Below are 15,040 nucleotides of genomic sequence, written 5' to 3' on the forward strand. Positions count from 1 at the left end.
CATCCCGCTTCAGGTGGACTCCGGCTCGCCCTGCGCCTCTGCCCGCACGCTCGGGTCGGGGTCCTGGCGTAGCGGCCCACGCAGGGCTTCCGGCAGATCTGCCCTCCCGGCCACCGCCAGCCGCACTCCCTCGTCGGGGTCGGCGGCCAGGGCGGGCCACAGGGCAGTGGGCAGGGCCGGGTGACGGGCGGCGGCGCGGCGGACGCCGGGGTTGGGGTCGGCGGCGAGCCGGGCCAGCGCGTCTTCTCCCGGCACTTCGGCGTAGGCGACCGCGCGGCGCACCTCGGGGTCGGGGTCGGCGGCGAGCTGCCAGAGCCGCTCCGGGCCGAGGTCGGGCCGCACCGCCAGGATGGTGCGCACAGCCGCGTCGGGGTCCGCGAGCAGCACGTCCAGCACCCCCGGCGCGAGGCCCTCGGCGCTGGCGACGTGCAGGCGGATGTCCTGCTCGGGGGCGCGGGCCAGGGCCAGCACGGCGGCTTCGGGCAGGTCGTTGCGCTCCAGCACGGCGCGGCGCACGGTCTCGGAATCGCCCCCGGCCAGGCGGGCCAGCAGCTCGGGGGGCACGCCGGGGCGGCGGGCCAGGGCGGCGCGGACCTCGTCCTCGGCGTCGTGTTCGGCGCGGGCCAGCCAGGCGGCGGGCACGCTCCAGGCTTGCAGGGCGGCGGCGCGCACGGTGGGGTGCTCGCTGACCGCGAGCCACTCGCGCACGTCTCGGGGCAGGTCCACCCGGCGGGCCAGGGTCGCCAGCACGTCCGGGTCGTCGCCCTGCGCCAGGGTCAACATGCAGTCGAGCGGCAGGTCGAGGCGCCGGGCCACCGAGGCGCGCACCGTGCCGTGGGCGTCTTCCACCAGGGTCCGCAGCACGTCTCCCGGCAGGTCGGGCCGGGCGGCGACGGCCCGCCGCACGTCGTAGTCGTCGTCTCCCGCGAGCTGACGCAGCAGCGCTTCGGGGAGGTCCGGGCGCCGGGCGACCGCCTCGCGCACCTGCCAGCCCGCGTCCTGCGCCAGCGCCTGAATGCGGCCCTCACCCAGACCGGGCCGCGCGGCCAGCGCCGTCCGCACGCTGAAATCCTCGTGGCGCAGCGCGCCGTCCACCACCCAGCCCGGCGCCTGCGGCAGCGCGAGCAGGGCCGTGACCCCCTCGGCCGGAAAGGCGCCCAGCAGGTTCGGGCGCGCCAGGCGCATCAGCGGCAGGCCGGGATTCTCCAGCACCTCGGCGGCAAAGGCCGGGGCCAGCAGCCCCAGCACCTCCACCGGCGTGTTGGGGTGCCGCGCCACCGCCGCCCGCACCCGCGCGTCGGGGTGGCCGCTGAGGGCCGCCAGGGTATCGGCCGTCGCCCTCGGAGCGCCCGCCGCCTCCAGCGCCGCCTCCACGTCCAGCGTGGTCAGGGTCCGCAGCCCAGGTTCGGAAAAGGTCATGGGTCAGATGATGCCAGACCCGTCCGGGTGCGGAGGGGGGCCGCCGGTGTGCCACGATGCCCCCATGAGGCTCGCCATCCTGACCGACGTTCACGGCAACCGCTTTGCGCTGGAGGCGGTGCTCGAAGACCTGCGGGGCCAGGCGCCGGACGCGGTCCACAACCTCGGTGATACCGTCTGGAACGGGGCCGACCCCGCCGGGGCCTGGGCCTTGCAGCGCAAGCACGCGCCGCCCAGCGTGCGCGGCAACACCGACGAGTTCCTGCTCGCGGACCCCGCCCGGCTGGACCCGGAGACCCGGAGCCACCGCGCTTTCCTGGAGCGCGAGCTGGGCGGCATTCCCCCCGAACTCGCCGCCCTCCCGCTAACCGCCCCCGCTGGGAACGGGGAGGTGCTGCTCGCGCACGGCAGCCTGGTGGACGCGTGGCAGGCCCTCTTTCACCTCTCCGGCGAGGAGAGGGCGGCGCAGGTGCGGGCGTGGCCGGGCGCGCGGGTCGTCGTGGTGGGGCACACCCACACCGAGGGCCTGTTCACGCAGGGCGGGGTGACCTTCGTCAACGCCGGGGCCGTCTCGCGGCAAAAGGACGGCGACCCCACCGCCCGCTGGGTGCTGCTCGAACGCCGCGCCGGGGTCTGGAACGTGACCTTCCGCCGCGTGCCCTACGACGTGGAGGGGGCCGCCCGCTGGGCGGCGAAGCACCTGCCGGACGGCGCGCAGGAGGCGCGGGTGCTGCGAACCGGGTTCAGGAACTGATCCCGTGCCTGCGGGCCGCCCCCGCTGCGCGCACCCTCCTCAGCGGTTGAGCAGCTTGAAGGCGTGGTCGTTTTTCGTCCAGCCCGAGTTCAGGGCGTGGGTGATCCAGATCAGGGCCAGCGGCTCCAGCAGGCGGCTCTGGGTGATGTCGCCCAGGTCCACCACGCCCCAGCCGACGCTCTCCAGCAAGCGCGTCACGTCCGCTTTGGCCCCGGCATCGTTGCCGGCGATGAACATGTCCGGCTCGCCCCCGGTGAAGCCGCGCGGGTCGAGCATCGCCCCGGCGGTGACGCTGTTGAGCGCCTTGACCACCCGCGCCCCCGGAAGCCAGCCCTGCACCTGCTCGCCGCCCGAGGTGCTGAAGCCCAGGGCCAGGGCGGGTTTGCCCTCCGAGAAGTCCAGCGGATTGGTGATGTCCACCACGACCTTGCCCTCCAGGTTCTCCCGTCCAGCCAGGTGCAGCGCCTCCCGCGTGCCCTCCCACTTCGTCGCCAGCAGCACCAGTTCCCCGAACGCGGCGGCTTCGGCGTTGGACGCGGCCCTCACCCCGGGATAGGTCCGCACGAACGCCTCCAGTTTGGCCGGATCGCGGGTGCCGATCATGGCCCCGTGTCCCAGCCGCACCAGACCGGCGGCGAGCTGCTGACCGACCATCCCCGAACCGATCACGCCGAAGTTCATGCCCGAGTGTTCGCCCGCGCCGGGCCGGGGATTGTGAGCTTCCCGTCTACTCCTCCAGCCGCAGCACGTCCCCGAAGGGAAAGCCCTCGTTCTCCAGCCCGCCGGGCGGCACCACCCAGAGGGTCGGCATGGCGGGCGCCTCTGCTGGAAAGTCGCCGTAGCCGTCGCTGAGGTAGATCAGCACGTCGGGTTCGTGATCCTGCGCCAGCGCAAAGATCGGCCGGAAGTCGGTCCCGCCGCCGCCCTGCGGGTCGGGAATGGCGTCGCCGGGGCGCAGGTCATAGGGGCCGTACGCCTCGGTGTCGGCGTAGTAGAGGATCGCCCGCACGTGTGGGTAGGCACCCAGCACCCCCTGCACCTCGCCCACCAGCGCCCGCACCGCCGCGTCGTCCACGCTGCCGGAGGTGTCCACCGCGATGAGGGCGGTCAGCGACTCGTCGTCCAGCGCCTCCAGGTACAGCCCGCGCCCCACGAAGCGGCGGTCGAAGCCTCCGAAATCCACCGGCGTCCGGGCCAGAAAGCGCCACAGCTGCGCCCGCCAGTCCAGCCGCGCGGGGGCCAGCCGCGCGAGTTCGCGGTGCATCCCCAGCGGGTCGTGGCCGTGCTCGCCGCCCATGGCCTCCACGCTGCGGGCCTGGGCCAGCGCCTGCTGCCACTGCCGCGAGGCGCTCTGCCCCGGTTTGCTGCCCTTTGGCGGCGCGTCGGAGGGAGGGCCGTCGAGCAGGTCGTCCGCATCCTCGTCGCCCTCTCCGTCCTCCTGGCCCTCGGTGGCGGTGTAGACCTCCTCCACGCTGAGCTTCTCCAGGTGGTCGTCGCGCACCGCCCCCGGCGGCAGCGGCAGTCCGGCGGCGGCGACCATCCCGTTCACGATGGTGTCGGCGGCCCGGTTCCAGCGCCTGCGCTCACGTGGCCCCCGGCGCTCCACGTGCGAGAGCGCCGCGTGCAAGACCTCGTGCAGCAGCAGGCCGTCGAGCACGTCGGGCGGCAGGCTGGCCGCCACTTCCGGGTTCACGTACACCCGTTCGCCGTCGGTGCTCGCCGCCGCCACCTCGCGCGAGGGCACGAATTCGGCGTGCAGCAGCAGCGTGGCGAAGAAAGCCGACTTGCCGCGCAGGCGCAGGCGCGAGCCGGAGACGAGGCGCTGGAGGTCGGGGGAGGTCATGGGCGGCACCGGAGGCGGGAGGCGGTGCGCGGTGCGCGGGAAACACCAACCGCGTTCTGCGTCCCGCGCACCGCTCTCCTCATTCCCCCTCCGCCAGCGCCAGCGTTCCCGCCACCAGCGCCGCCAGCCGCTCGTCGCGGGTCAGCAGCCCGGCCAGCTCGCCGAGTTGCCCGATGGCCTGGAACTTGCTGACCAGCGTGGCGACGTACAGTTGCAGCCACTCCGGCCCGGCGGCGTCGGCCAGCCAGGTAAAGGCGTGAAACGCCTCGTCCGCATCTCCCGCGCGGGCGGCCAGCCCCACGACGGCGGCGTAGCGGACGCTGGGTTCGCCCGGCAGCCTCAGCCCCGCGCCCTGCCCGCGCAGCACCAGCCCGAGGTCGGGAAGCTGCTCGTAGAGCCGCACAAAGGCGCTGAACTCCGCCCCGGCGGCCTCCCCGATGGCGGGGGCCACGTCCAGCCCGGCGCGGTGCAGCTGCGAGGCCATCTCCCAGGCGCGCGGGCTGGGCCAGGCGGGCTGCGCGGGGTCGAGGCGGTGCAGCAGCTCGGGGCGGAAGGTCAGGAAAGCGATCACGTGCTCGTGCAGCCCGCGCCCCAGCGCATACGCGCGCCACGAGTCGAAGTCGGGCCGCACGCTGAGGTGCAGAAAGCGGTTGGCGAGCGGCGCGGGCATGTCGAAGACGCTGGCGCGGTCCTCCTTGCGGTTTCCGGCGGCCCACACGAACCAGCCCTCCGGCAGTTCGTAGCTCCCCACCCGGCGGTCGAGGATGAGCTGCTGCGCCATGCCCTGCATGGTGGGCGGCGCCATGTTCACCTCGTCCAGAAAGAGAATGCCCCTTCCGGAGCGCGGCAGGAACTCGGGCGGGTACCATTTGCTCACGCCCCCGCCCTGGCCGTCCGCCTCGGGCACGGGCAGGCCGCGCAGGTCGGTCGGCGCGAGCTGCGAGAGGCGCACGTCCACGAAGCCCAGGGCGTGCCGCTGGGCCACCTGCGCGACCACGCTGCTCTTGCCCACGCCGGGCGGTCCCCAGATCATCGTCGAGAGCTTGAGGTCCCCGCCGATCAGGGCCGAGAGGTAGCTTTGCAGGTCGCTGGGGGTCAGGCTCACGCCTCAAGGGTAGCGCCTGGGAGCAGGCGGGTTTTGCAAAGCGGGCAGGTCCGCTCCCAGCCGCCCGCCGAGTTCCGCCGCCGAATACGCCCGCGAAGGCAGCCGCAGCAACTTCAGCCCCGCCGACCGGAAGGCCACGTCCTTGACCGCGTCGCGGTGCTGTTGCTTCTCGCTGCCGTGGGAAGCCCCGTCGAGTTCGAGGGCCAGCACCGGGCGGAAAGCCTCGGCGGCGTTCACGATCAGGAAGTCCACGTGTTTGTCACGCAGGCGGGCATAGACCGCACCCCGCTGCGCCTCGGCCCTGATGCGAAAGAGGTCGTTCAGGCGCACGTTTGGAAAGACCCGGTAGGGTGTTCCCGCCAGCACCTCTTCCAGCACGCCGAAAAAAGCGTTCTCGTCGCGGCTGAAAAAGTAGCGTTTGACCTCTACCGGCAGGGCGTCGGGGACGGTGCTATTGGTCGGTTCCGGGACAGCAGCGGGTTTTTCCTTGACTCCGAACAGACTGGCGAGACAACCGAGGGGGGACATGGGCCGGAGCTTAGCGGGCGGCGCTTTCCTGCGTGGCTGCACATCCGTGACTTTGGCTGACCTGCGTACAAGTGCGCCCGCATAAACTGTGCTCAGCCCCGAGCGCATCGTCGCCGCCCGCTATACTTTGACCCAGTTCAAAGTTCTGGGTTCCCACGCCCTGCCCCACACCCCCAGGAGACCGCCTTGCTGCCGCTCGAACACAAAATCCTGTTCTTTCTCTTCGCCCTGATCGCCGGACTGTACGGCCTGTGGGGCTTTTACCGCCTTTACCTGCGCGTCAAGCGGGGTGCCCCCGCCTCCGAGGTCCGCTGGAACGAGCTGGGGTCGCGGCTGTGGTACGCCGTCAAGACCTCGCTGACCCAGGAGCGGACCTTCCGCCGCCGCCCGTGGGTGAGTGCGCTGCACAGCCTGATTTTCTACGGGTTCGTGTACTACCTGCTGGTCAACGTGGTGGACGGCCTCGAAGGCTTCTTTCCCTTCCACATCTACTCGGACAGCTTCCTGGGAGCTGCCTACAACCTGCTCGCCGACGTGCTGAGCTTCCTGGTGCTGGTCGGCGTGGTGAGCCTGGTGGTCCGGCGGCTCTTTCATCCCAGCAAACGCGACTTCCGCTTCACCGAAAAGACGCTGCTGCACCCCCTGCTGAAGCGCAACTTCATCCAGCGCGACAGCCTGATCGTCTCGGGCTTCATCTTCTTCCACGTGGGCAGCCGCATCCTGGGCAACGCCGCCAAGATGGTCGAGGAAGCCCGCGACCTGGGCCGCTACGACGCCTTCCAGCCGATCTCGTCGGCGCTGGGGTCGGCGCTGTTCGGGGGCCTGAGCGACTCGGCCATTCAGGGCTGGCGCGTCTTCGGGTACTGGGGGGCGCTGGGCAGCGTGCTGGCGTTCCTGGCCTACTTCCCCTACACCAAGCACATCCATATCTTCATGGCGCCCCTCAACTACGCCCTCAAGCGCCCGGTTGGCTCCGGCGTGCTGCCCCCGATGAAGGGGCTGGAAGAGGCGATGGAAGCCGAAGAACCCCGGCTGGGCGCCGAGAAACTCGAGGACCTGGAATGGCCCCGGCTCCTCGACGCCTACGCCTGCATCCAGTGCAACCGCTGCCAGGACGTGTGCCCGGCGAACGCCACCGGCAAGGCGCTGTCGCCCGCCGCGCTGGAGATCAACAAGCGCATGGAGCTGAACGTGCTGACCTCGGGCGGCGGTGGGAGCCTGCTGGCCGGAGGAGGCCCGACCACGCTGGGTTTGGCCGCGCAGAGCCTCGCGGCTCCGGCGGGCGCGCCGCACCCCAGCCCTTTTACCCTGCGCCCCACCGCTTTCGAGTCGGGGGCCTCCACCGCCCACCCCCTGCTGGAATTCGCCATCAACGAGGAGTCGGTGTGGGCCTGCACGACCTGCGGCGCGTGCATGCAGGTCTGCCCGGTACAAGACGAGCAGATGCTCGACATCATCGACATCCGCCGCCATCAGGTGATGGTCGCGGGCGAGTTCCCGCCGCAGCTTCAGACCGCCTTCCGCGGCATGGAACGTGCCAGCAACCCCTGGGGCATCTCGCGCGACAAGCGCCTGGAGTGGGCCGAGGGGCTGAAGGTGCCCACCATCGACGAGAACCCCGAACCCGACGTGATCTACTGGGTGGGCTGCGCGGCGAGTTACGACCCCGGCGCGCAGAAGGTGGCCCGGTCCTTCGTGCAACTGCTGGACAAGGCGGGCGTGAACTACGCCGTCCTGGGCAAGAAGGAGGCCTGCACGGGCGACTCGGCCCGCCGCTCGGGCAACGAGTTCCTGTACCAGACGCTCGCCCAGGAAAACGTCGAGACGCTCAACTCGGTCCGGCCCAAACTGATCGTCGCCACCTGCCCGCACTGCATGAACGCCATCGGCCACGAGTACAAGCAGCTCGGCGGACACTACCGGACCATCCACCACACCGAGTACCTGGAGACGCTGGTGGCGGCGGGCAAGCTGCCGCTGGCGCAGCTTGAGCAGTCGGTCACCTACCACGATCCCTGCTATCTGGGCCGCCACAACGGCGTGTACGACGCGCCGCGCACCCTGATTACCCAGATGGCCGGGCAGGTGCTGGAGCTGGAGCGCAGCCGCGACAATTCGTTCTGCTGCGGCGCGGGCGGTGCCCAGTTCTGGAAGGAGGAGGAGGAGGGCCGCGAGCGCGTCTCCGACAACCGCTTCCGCGAGATTCAGGCCCGGCTCGACGGGGCCGCGCAGGCTTCTGCCGAGTACCAGCAGACCGGCAAGGTCGTGGCGGTGGGCTGCCCCTTTTGCAAGTCGATGATGAACTCGACGCCCGAAAAGGCGGGGCGCGACGACATCGTGGTGAGGGACGTGGCCGAGCTGATGCTCGAAAGCGTGCAGCGCGCGACCGGCGAGTGGGTGGCCCCGGCCGAGGCGCCGGACAGCACGCTGGAAGAGTCTGCCGTGCCCGTCGTTCCCAACGCGGAGCTGCCGATGCACCGCACCGGGGAGACGCCCGCCGCCGACGCCGACCCGGACGTGCTGGGCCAGACCAGCGCCGAGGTGATCAACGCTCAGCCGGGCAGCCCCCTCGCCAACGCCCACACCCAGCCGGAAGCCCAGGCCGCCGCACCCAGCCCGGTTACGTCCTCCTCGGCCGATTCGTCGCCGCGCAAAAGCTGGAAGCCCCGGGGTGGGGGAGACGACGTGGCGCAGGCACAGGCGCAGGCGGCCCCGGTGGCCGAGGCGCCCGCTGCGTCTGCCCCGGCCCGCAAAAGCTGGAAGCCGAAGGCCGGGGCCGACGACGTGAGCGCGGCAGCGGCGACCAGCGTCCAGCCGCCCGCCTCCAGCCCGGCACCCGCCGGTGAGGCGGCCCCGCCTGCGCGCAAGGCCTGGAAGCCCAAGGGGAGCGGCGACGACGTGAGTGCTGCTCCCGTCCCGCAGGCCGGAGCGGCAGCTCCCGCCGGCGCGGCGCCCGCCCGCCCAGCCTGGAAGCCCAGGGCGGCGACCCAGCCGGAAGCGCAGGCGGAGGTCTCCGCCGCCCCCGCTGCGGCCCCCGCCGACCCGGCCTCCGGCGAGCGCAAGAAGTGGAGTCCGAAGGGCGCCGCGCCCGCTGTCCCGGAAGCCGCTGCCCAGTCTCAGCCCGAACAGCCTCAGCCCGAAGCGGCGGCCCCGACGGTCGAGCCTGTTTCTCCGGCCCCCCAGCCGGGAGAGCGCAAGAAGTGGGCGCCCAAAGCCGCCACCAGCGCCGCCCCTGCCGAGCGTCCGGTTGCTGCGGTGGAAACCGTGCCCGTCACGGCCGAACCCGCCGTCACTCCAGGCGAGCGCCCGAAGTGGCAGCCTAAGGCCAAAGCCCCAGTGCCCCAGGAAGCCTCAGCGCTTCAGCCTGCCGCCGCCGCGCCCATCACCGAGCACGTCCAGCTCGCCGAGGTCGGGGAAAACGCGCTGGAGCGGGGCCAGCAGGCCACGGGGGACGCCAGCCCGGCCGGGTCCGGGACGGGCGAATCCGGGCGCAAGAAGTGGGTGCCCAGGAAAAAAGACTGAGCGCCCCCGTCCCCTTCCCCAACGCCGTCCACCCGGGCGGCGTTTTGCCGTGCTGCCCGCGAGAGACCCTGGTCGGCGTCGCGGGCGCGGCACCAAAACGCCTGCGGGCCGCCCCCCGCCGACCGCTCCTGCACGGCCGCGCTAAGATCACCCCCATGACCATCGCCATCGTCACGGACTCCACCAGCGACCTCAGCCCCGAGCTGTGCGCGCAGCACGGGATTCGGAGTGTGCCGCTGTATGTGCTGTTCGACGGCAAGATGCACAAAGACGGCATCGACCTGAAGCCCGCCGAGCTGTTCGCGGGACTGAAGGCCGGGAAAAAGACTCCCTCGACCTCCCAGCCCAGCCCCGCCGAGTTCGCCGAGGTGTACCGGGAGGCGCTGGAGACGGCCGATGAGGTGCTGAGCGTGCATATCAGCGGGCAGCTCTCGGGGACGGTGGGCAGCGCGCGGCTGGCGGCGCAGGACTTCGGGGGCCGGGTGACGGTGGTGGACAGCCACCTCGTCACGCTGGGGCTGGGGATGCAGGCGCTGCGGGCGGCGCAGCGGGCGCGCGAGGGCCGCAGCATGGCCGAGATCGTCTCCGAACTCGAACGGGTCGCGGCGCAGGCCGACATCCGCTTCACGGTGGACACCCTGGATTTTCTGCGGATCAACGGGCGCATCGGCGGGGCCGCCGCGCTGCTGGGCGGCCTGCTGAACATCAAGCCGATCCTGACCGTCCGGGCCGGGCGGGTCGAGTCCGCCGGGCGGGTGCGCGGGCACAAAAAGGCCATGCAGGACATCATCGGTCACGTCGGCAAGTACGTGGCGGCGCACCCGGGCGCGCGGGTCGCCCTGCTGTGCACCGTGGGCGGCGAAGGCTACTTGCAGGAGGTCCGCGCGGGGCTGTCGGGCCTGACCTTCGAGGACATGGGGGACCACCCCATCGGGGCGGTCGTCGCCACCCACACCGGCCCGGGGACGGTCGGCGCGATTCTCGAACCCCTCTCGGCGTAGGCACGTGGGCGCACCTCCTCCGGCCCTGCGGAACAAGGGGCGGTACGTCCTGCTGGCGCTGGCCCTGACTGCTGGGCTGTGGACCTGGCGCGAGCGGGCGCCGCAGCTTCCCGACCCCCAGACGATGGTTCCCGAACTTCAGAACGTGCAGGCGAGCGGGCGCGGCGAGGCGGCGCCGGGCTGCCTGGGCAACGCACCTGCGGCTCTCCCCGCGCCGCCTCCGCCCCTCCCGCTGAGCGGTCGCCTGGGCCTGTGGGTCGCCGAGATTGACCCCGCGACCCTGCGCCCCCTGCGCGCCGTGGCCCAGGATCCCGACGGCGTGTTTCCGCTGGCGAGCACCTACAAGCAGGCGGTGCTGTGGGCCGTGCTGCGGCAGGTGGACGCCGGAACTCTGAAGCCGGCCGAGCGCTTCGACGTGACCCAGGCCAACCAGAGCCTCGGGGACTACCCGTACGACGGCAGCAACGTCCGCGAGCTGACGGTCCGGATGATGCGCGACAGCGACAACACCGCGACCGACATCCTGCACCGCCGGGTGGGCCTGAGCCGCGTGCAGACGCTGGCCGACGAGCTGGGGCTGTGCCGCACCCGCCTGATTCTGCCCACCAAGGCGTGGTGGGTGGCCCAGACGGGCCTGTCGAGCGTCCTGGCCCCGGGCACCCCGGGCGGCGCACGGTGGAGCGCGGCGACCGGCGAGGAGCGCCTGCGCCTGGCGAGCGCCCTCGACGCCGACGCGCAAAAGCAGCGGGCCGACGTGCTTCAGCAGCGGCTCAATGCGTATTTCGACGCGGGCAGCGATCCGCGAGACGACCTGCGGGTGCACAACCTCAGCACGCCGTACGAGTTTGCCACCCTGCTGGCCCACGCCTCCCTGCGCCCCGGCCTGAGTCCGGGCGCCCGCGCGTGGCAGCGCGAGGTCGCCGCGCTGGGCTATGGCCGCGCGGCGCTGCGGCCGGGGGCCGCCCAGGTCACCGGGTTCGCGGGCAAGGGCGGCAACGGCTGGCGGCTGCTGACCTACAGCGGCACCTTCCGCACCGGGGACGGGCGCCACGTCGTCTACGCCTTTATGCAGCACGGCGCCGCCGAGACCTACACCATGCCCAACACCCGCCGCGCTTTCGCCTGGATCAATGCGGGGATCGCGGCGGTGCTGGGTGAGCCGGACCCCGGACCGGACTCGGGCTGAGTGCGGGGCTGGGCAGGCGAACCGGCGTCAGGAGGCGGGCGCCGCCGCGTCGGCCCGGCCGAGTTCCGCCGTGATGGCCTCGTCCAGCCGGGCGCGCACCTCGGCGTAGGGGAGGGCCAGCGAGGCCCCCGCCGCCGGGACGTGGCCGCCGCCCCCCAGCGCCACCGCGATGTTCTGGGCGCTGACGCCCCCACGCGAGCGCAAGGAGAGCTTGACCCGGTCCCCGAAATCCTTGACCATCACGGCCAGGACCGAGCCTTCGGCGCCGCGCAGCAGGTTCACGTAGGACTCCACGTCCTCCCAGGAGGATCCAGCCCGGTCGAGCATCGCGTCGTCCACCCGCGCCAGCACCACCCGGCCGCCGTGCAGGAACTCCAGGGTGTCCAGCACCTCGCGCAGCAGCAGGTAATAGGAGCGCGGGTTCTGGCCGAGCTGGTCGTTGAGCCAGCCCAGCCGCGCCCCGTGCGCCCGCAGCCGCGCGGCGACCTCGAAGGTCTGGGGCGTCACGCTGTCGAAGCGGAAGTTGCCCGTGTCGGTGGTCAGCCCCAGCATCAGCGGCGTGGCGATGGCTTCCGACCACGGCGCTCCGAGCGCGTCCACCACCTCGGCCACCATCATCGCGGTGGCGGGGCGGCCAGGGTCCACCAGCAGCGCGTCGGCGCGGCGCAGGTTGGTGCCGTGGTGGTCGATGTTCACGACCTCGCCCGCAAAGGCCCGCAGGTCCGCGCCCGCCACCCGGCCGGGGTCGTTGTTGTCCACGTCGAGCACGGCGGCCAGCGCCTGCGGGGGCCAGGCTTCCAGCCGGGGGCTGATCTCGCCCGGCTGCGGCAAGAAGCGCAAGAAGCGCGGCACGTCCATCGGCGCGACCACCGTCTTGCCCAGCGCCCGCAGCGCCCGCGTCAGGCCCAGGACGCTGCCCAGCGCGTCGCCGTCGGGATTCTCGTGCGTGAGGACCACGATGGGGCCAGCCTGCTCCCGCAGCTTGGCCGCGACCGCCGCGACATCCTGGGCGTAGCGGGGGGCCGCGTCGTTCATGCCGTTCATGGGGCCGAGTATAGGGGCGCGGCTGAGCTTCACCCGGGCGGCCCGGTTCCCCCTCCCCGCCCGGCTGTCCGCCTGCGCCCTGCATCTGAACAGCTGCGTCTGAACAGCGCCGCCGCGCCCCCCCGCCCCCTGCGCCACAATGCCGGGCATATGACCCTCCCCAGCCTGCCTGCCGCCCGCCACGTCGCCTTTGACTGGGGCGGCGTGTTTACCGTGGGCACCTTCGACGGGCGCTCGACCTGGAACGTTGCCCAGCGCGGCGGCGTGCCCGTCGAGCGCGTGCGTGAGAGCTATTTCCGGCACGTGGGGCAGCTGGAGGTCGGGGCGTGGACGCTGCCCCACTTCTGGGAAGTGATGCGGCGGGAGACGGGGCTGACCCTGCCTTATGCCGAGTTCGAGACCCTGTATCTGGGCAGCGTCCACGACAACCCGCCGATGTACGCCACCCTGGCGCGGCTGCCCCGGGGCGTGCGCGCCGGCCTGCTGAGCAACAATTACCCGGTCGTCAGCGACCACCTGCGCCGCGATCCGCGCTTCGCCCGCTTCGACGCGCTGGTCTTCAGCAATGAACTGCGCCAGAAAAAGCCCCACCCGGACGCCTTCGCCGCGTTGGAGGAGGCGATGGGCGTGCCCGCCGCGCAGACCGCTTTTGTGGACGACGTAGAGGAGAACGTTCGCGCCGCCCGCCAGGCCGGATTTCACGGCCTGCTCTACCACCACGAGCGCCACGCCGAGTTCGAGCGGGAGCTGGCCGCGTGGCTGGGGTGGGGCGCCGGCGGCTAGCCCTGGGTCCTGACCTGCTGCGGTGGTGTACCTGCCGGTGTGGTGTACCTCGGGGCACGCCGGGTACACCACGCCGCAGCCGGGGTGAGGTTCCCCACAATGGGCCTAGGCCAGCCAGGGAGGCGCCCCACCACGCCGGGGCCGTCCCCACGCGCCGCATCCGCCCCCCGCAGCCTGTCCGCCCCTCCTTATTCCGCGCCTGAACTGGCGTCCACCTGTGTTCCTCCCCCCTTCCTCGCCCCACCCGGCGAGGAGCCGCCGCCCCCACCCTCCGAGGAGACCCCCATGACCCCCCCCTCCCAACAGCACAGCCCCCGCACCCACGCCGAGATTCTGGACAAGACCTGGCAGACCGAGGAGCGCTGGCAGGGCATCCGCCGCAACTACTCGGCGGCTGAGGTGGTGCGGCTGCGCGGCTCCCTGCCGGTCGAGCACACCCTCGCCAGGCACGGGGCGCAGAAGCTGTGGCGCTCAATGAAGGAAGAACCCTTCGTGAACGCGCTGGGCGCCTTGACTGGCAACCAGGCGATGCAGCAGGTCAAGGCGGGCCTGAAGGCGATCTACCTCAGCGGCTGGCAGGTCGCCGCCGACGCCAACAACGCCGGGCAGATGTACCCCGACCAGAGCCTCTACCCCGCCTCCAGCGTGCCCGACGTGGTGCGGCGCATCAACCAGACCCTGCGCCGCGCCGACCAGATTCAGCACGCCGAGGGCGCGGGCGACATCGACTACTTCGTGCCTATCGTGGCCGACGCGGAGGCGGGCTTCGGCGGCCCCCTGAACGCCTTCGAGCTGATGAAGGCGATGATCGAGGCGGGCGCGGCGGGGGTGCATTTCGAGGACCAGCTCGCCTCGGAAAAGAAGTGCGGGCACCTGGGGGGCAAGGTGCTGGTGCCCACCAGCCAGTTCATCCGCACGCTGAACGCGGCCCGCCTCGCCGCCGACGTGTCCGGCGTGCCCACGGTGCTGATCGCCCGCACCGACGCCGACGCCGCCAACCTGCTCACCAGCGACGTGGACGACAACGACAAGCCCTTCACGACCGGCGAGCGCACCCCCGAAGGCTTCTACTATGTCCGGCCCGGCATCGAACAGGCCATCTCCCGTGCCCTGGCCTACGCCCCCTACGCCGATGTGATCTGGTGCGAGACCTCGGTGCCCAACCTGGAAGACGCCCGCAAGTTTGCCGAGGCCGTCCACGCCCAGTTTCCCGGCAAGCTGCTCGCCTACAACTGCTCGCCCAGCTTTAACTGGAAGAAGAACCTCGACGACGAGACCATCGCCAGGTTTCAGGTCGAACTCGGCAAGCTGGGCTACAAGTTCCAGTTCATCACCCTGGCGGGCTTTCACTCGCTGAACCACTCGATGTTCGAGCTGGCTTACGGCTACGCCCGCAACCAGATGACGAGCTTCGTGGAGTTGCAGGAGAAGGAATTTGCCGCCCAGGAGCGGGGCTTCACCGCCGTCAAGCACCAGCGCGAGGTCGGCACCGGCTATTTCGACCTCGTGGCGCAGGCGGCGGGCGGTGGCCAGAGCAGCACGACGGCGCTGGCGGGCAGCACCGAAGCGCAGCAGTTCGGCAAGGAGCGGGTGGCGGCGGGCGCGCACGACTGAGGGGGAGGGCGGCCAGCTTCCAGCGGCCAGCCGCCAGCGAAAGCGCTCACGTTAGGATCGCCGGGGGGAGGGGAGAGCCGTGGGGAGGTTCTTCCCTTCGGTGTTGGCGTCACCCCAGTGTCATGCGGGGTTCGTAGCCTGGGGCATGGTTGCACTTCTGCTGGCTGCCCTCGCGTCCGCCCAGCCGGTCTCGGTGTCTTTTCCTGAGGGAGCAGTGGTTCGCGTGTCCCCACCAACCGAG

The 15,040-nt window shown here is 71.8% G+C and carries 12 protein-coding genes; 6 read left to right on the forward strand and 6 right to left on the reverse strand.

What is annotated here, in order from left to right:
• Positions 1 to 9: 9 nt before the first annotated feature.
• Complete coding sequence (locus HNQ09_RS00765) at positions 10 to 1,419, reverse strand: hypothetical protein (RefSeq protein ID WP_184024152.1); 1,410 nt, start codon at positions 1,417 to 1,419, stop codon at positions 10 to 12.
• A gap of 64 nt (positions 1,420 to 1,483) precedes the next feature.
• Here HNQ09_RS00765 and HNQ09_RS00770 point away from each other — a divergent pair, with 64 nt between their 5' ends.
• Positions 1,484 to 2,173, forward strand: coding sequence for a metallophosphoesterase family protein (locus tag HNQ09_RS00770; protein ID WP_184024155.1), 690 nt, complete (start codon positions 1,484 to 1,486; stop codon positions 2,171 to 2,173).
• Positions 2,174 to 2,212: 39 nt separating this feature from the next.
• Here the strand turns inward: HNQ09_RS00770 and HNQ09_RS00775 are convergent, their stop codons facing one another.
• From HNQ09_RS00775 to HNQ09_RS00790, 4 genes are all read right to left on the reverse strand, one after another.
• Complete coding sequence (locus HNQ09_RS00775) at positions 2,213 to 2,854, reverse strand: NADPH-dependent F420 reductase (RefSeq protein WP_184024158.1); 642 nt, start codon at positions 2,852 to 2,854, stop codon at positions 2,213 to 2,215.
• A 46-nt stretch (positions 2,855 to 2,900) separates the two neighbouring features.
• On the reverse strand, positions 2,901 to 4,016 hold the full coding sequence (locus tag HNQ09_RS00780) for a vWA domain-containing protein (protein WP_184024160.1): 1,116 nt from the start codon (positions 4,014 to 4,016) through the stop codon (positions 2,901 to 2,903).
• 79 nt (positions 4,017 to 4,095) lie between these two features.
• Positions 4,096 to 5,121: an AAA family ATPase gene (locus HNQ09_RS00785; RefSeq protein WP_184024163.1), complete on the reverse strand. Its 1,026-nt coding sequence runs from the start codon at positions 5,119 to 5,121 to the stop codon at positions 4,096 to 4,098.
• A gap of 3 nt (positions 5,122 to 5,124) precedes the next feature.
• Positions 5,125 to 5,649, reverse strand: a complete 525-nt coding sequence (locus HNQ09_RS00790; RefSeq protein WP_184024167.1) for a DUF2726 domain-containing protein — start codon at positions 5,647 to 5,649, stop codon at positions 5,125 to 5,127.
• 186 nt (positions 5,650 to 5,835) lie between these two features.
• Between HNQ09_RS00790 and HNQ09_RS00795 the strand changes: the two genes are divergently transcribed.
• From HNQ09_RS00795 to HNQ09_RS00805, 3 genes are all read left to right on the forward strand, one after another.
• Positions 5,836 to 9,171 (forward strand): heterodisulfide reductase-related iron-sulfur binding cluster, encoded by a 3,336-nt coding sequence (locus HNQ09_RS00795; RefSeq protein ID WP_184024170.1) that lies wholly within the window; start codon positions 5,836 to 5,838, stop codon positions 9,169 to 9,171.
• A gap of 155 nt (positions 9,172 to 9,326) precedes the next feature.
• The gene (locus HNQ09_RS00800; protein WP_184024173.1) at positions 9,327 to 10,172 is read left to right on the forward strand and encodes a DegV family protein; all 846 of its coding nucleotides are present in this window, start codon (positions 9,327 to 9,329) and stop codon (positions 10,170 to 10,172) included.
• Between the two features lie 4 nt (positions 10,173 to 10,176).
• Positions 10,177 to 11,358, forward strand: a complete 1,182-nt coding sequence (locus HNQ09_RS00805) for a serine hydrolase (protein ID WP_343057557.1) — start codon at positions 10,177 to 10,179, stop codon at positions 11,356 to 11,358.
• Positions 11,359 to 11,385: 27 nt separating this feature from the next.
• On the opposite strand, the gene HNQ09_RS00810 is transcribed toward HNQ09_RS00805, so the two are convergent.
• Positions 11,386 to 12,402, reverse strand: coding sequence for a DHH family phosphoesterase (locus HNQ09_RS00810; RefSeq protein WP_184024176.1), 1,017 nt, complete (start codon positions 12,400 to 12,402; stop codon positions 11,386 to 11,388).
• 150 nt (positions 12,403 to 12,552) lie between these two features.
• On the opposite strand from HNQ09_RS00810, the gene HNQ09_RS00815 reads away from it, so the two are divergent.
• Together HNQ09_RS00815 and aceA are read left to right on the forward strand one after the other, a co-directional pair.
• Entirely contained in the window at positions 12,553 to 13,185 is a 633-nt protein-coding gene (locus tag HNQ09_RS00815; RefSeq protein WP_184024179.1) for an HAD family hydrolase, read from the forward strand.
• Positions 13,186 to 13,470: 285 nt separating this feature from the next.
• A complete protein-coding gene (gene aceA / locus HNQ09_RS00820; RefSeq protein WP_184024182.1) occupies positions 13,471 to 14,799 on the forward strand; it encodes an isocitrate lyase in 1,329 nt (442 codons plus the stop codon).
• Positions 14,800 to 15,040: the final 241 nt, after the last annotated feature.

Origin of the sequence: Deinococcus budaensis, assembly GCF_014201885.1 — a bacterium.
Taxonomy (GTDB): Bacteria; Deinococcota; Deinococci; order Deinococcales; family Deinococcaceae; genus Deinococcus; species Deinococcus budaensis.

Coding starts and splice junctions, on each gene's coding strand:
- HNQ09_RS00800 (WP_184024173.1), top strand. CDS start 9,327: ATGACCATCGCCATCGTCACGGACTCCACCAGCGACCTCAGCCCCGAG.
- HNQ09_RS00770 (WP_184024155.1), top strand. CDS start 1,484: ATGAGGCTCGCCATCCTGACCGACGTTCACGGCAACCGCTTTGCGCTG.
- HNQ09_RS00810 (WP_184024176.1), bottom strand. CDS start 12,402: ATGAACGGCATGAACGACGCGGCCCCCCGCTACGCCCAGGATGTCGCG.
- aceA (WP_184024182.1), top strand. CDS start 13,471: ATGACCCCCCCCTCCCAACAGCACAGCCCCCGCACCCACGCCGAGATT.
- HNQ09_RS00780 (WP_184024160.1), bottom strand. CDS start 4,016: ATGACCTCCCCCGACCTCCAGCGCCTCGTCTCCGGCTCGCGCCTGCGC.
- HNQ09_RS00815 (WP_184024179.1), top strand. CDS start 12,553: ATGACCCTCCCCAGCCTGCCTGCCGCCCGCCACGTCGCCTTTGACTGG.
- HNQ09_RS00790 (WP_184024167.1), bottom strand. CDS start 5,649: ATGTCCCCCCTCGGTTGTCTCGCCAGTCTGTTCGGAGTCAAGGAAAAA.
- HNQ09_RS00765 (WP_184024152.1), bottom strand. CDS start 1,419: ATGACCTTTTCCGAACCTGGGCTGCGGACCCTGACCACGCTGGACGTG.
- HNQ09_RS00775 (WP_184024158.1), bottom strand. CDS start 2,854: ATGAACTTCGGCGTGATCGGTTCGGGGATGGTCGGTCAGCAGCTCGCC.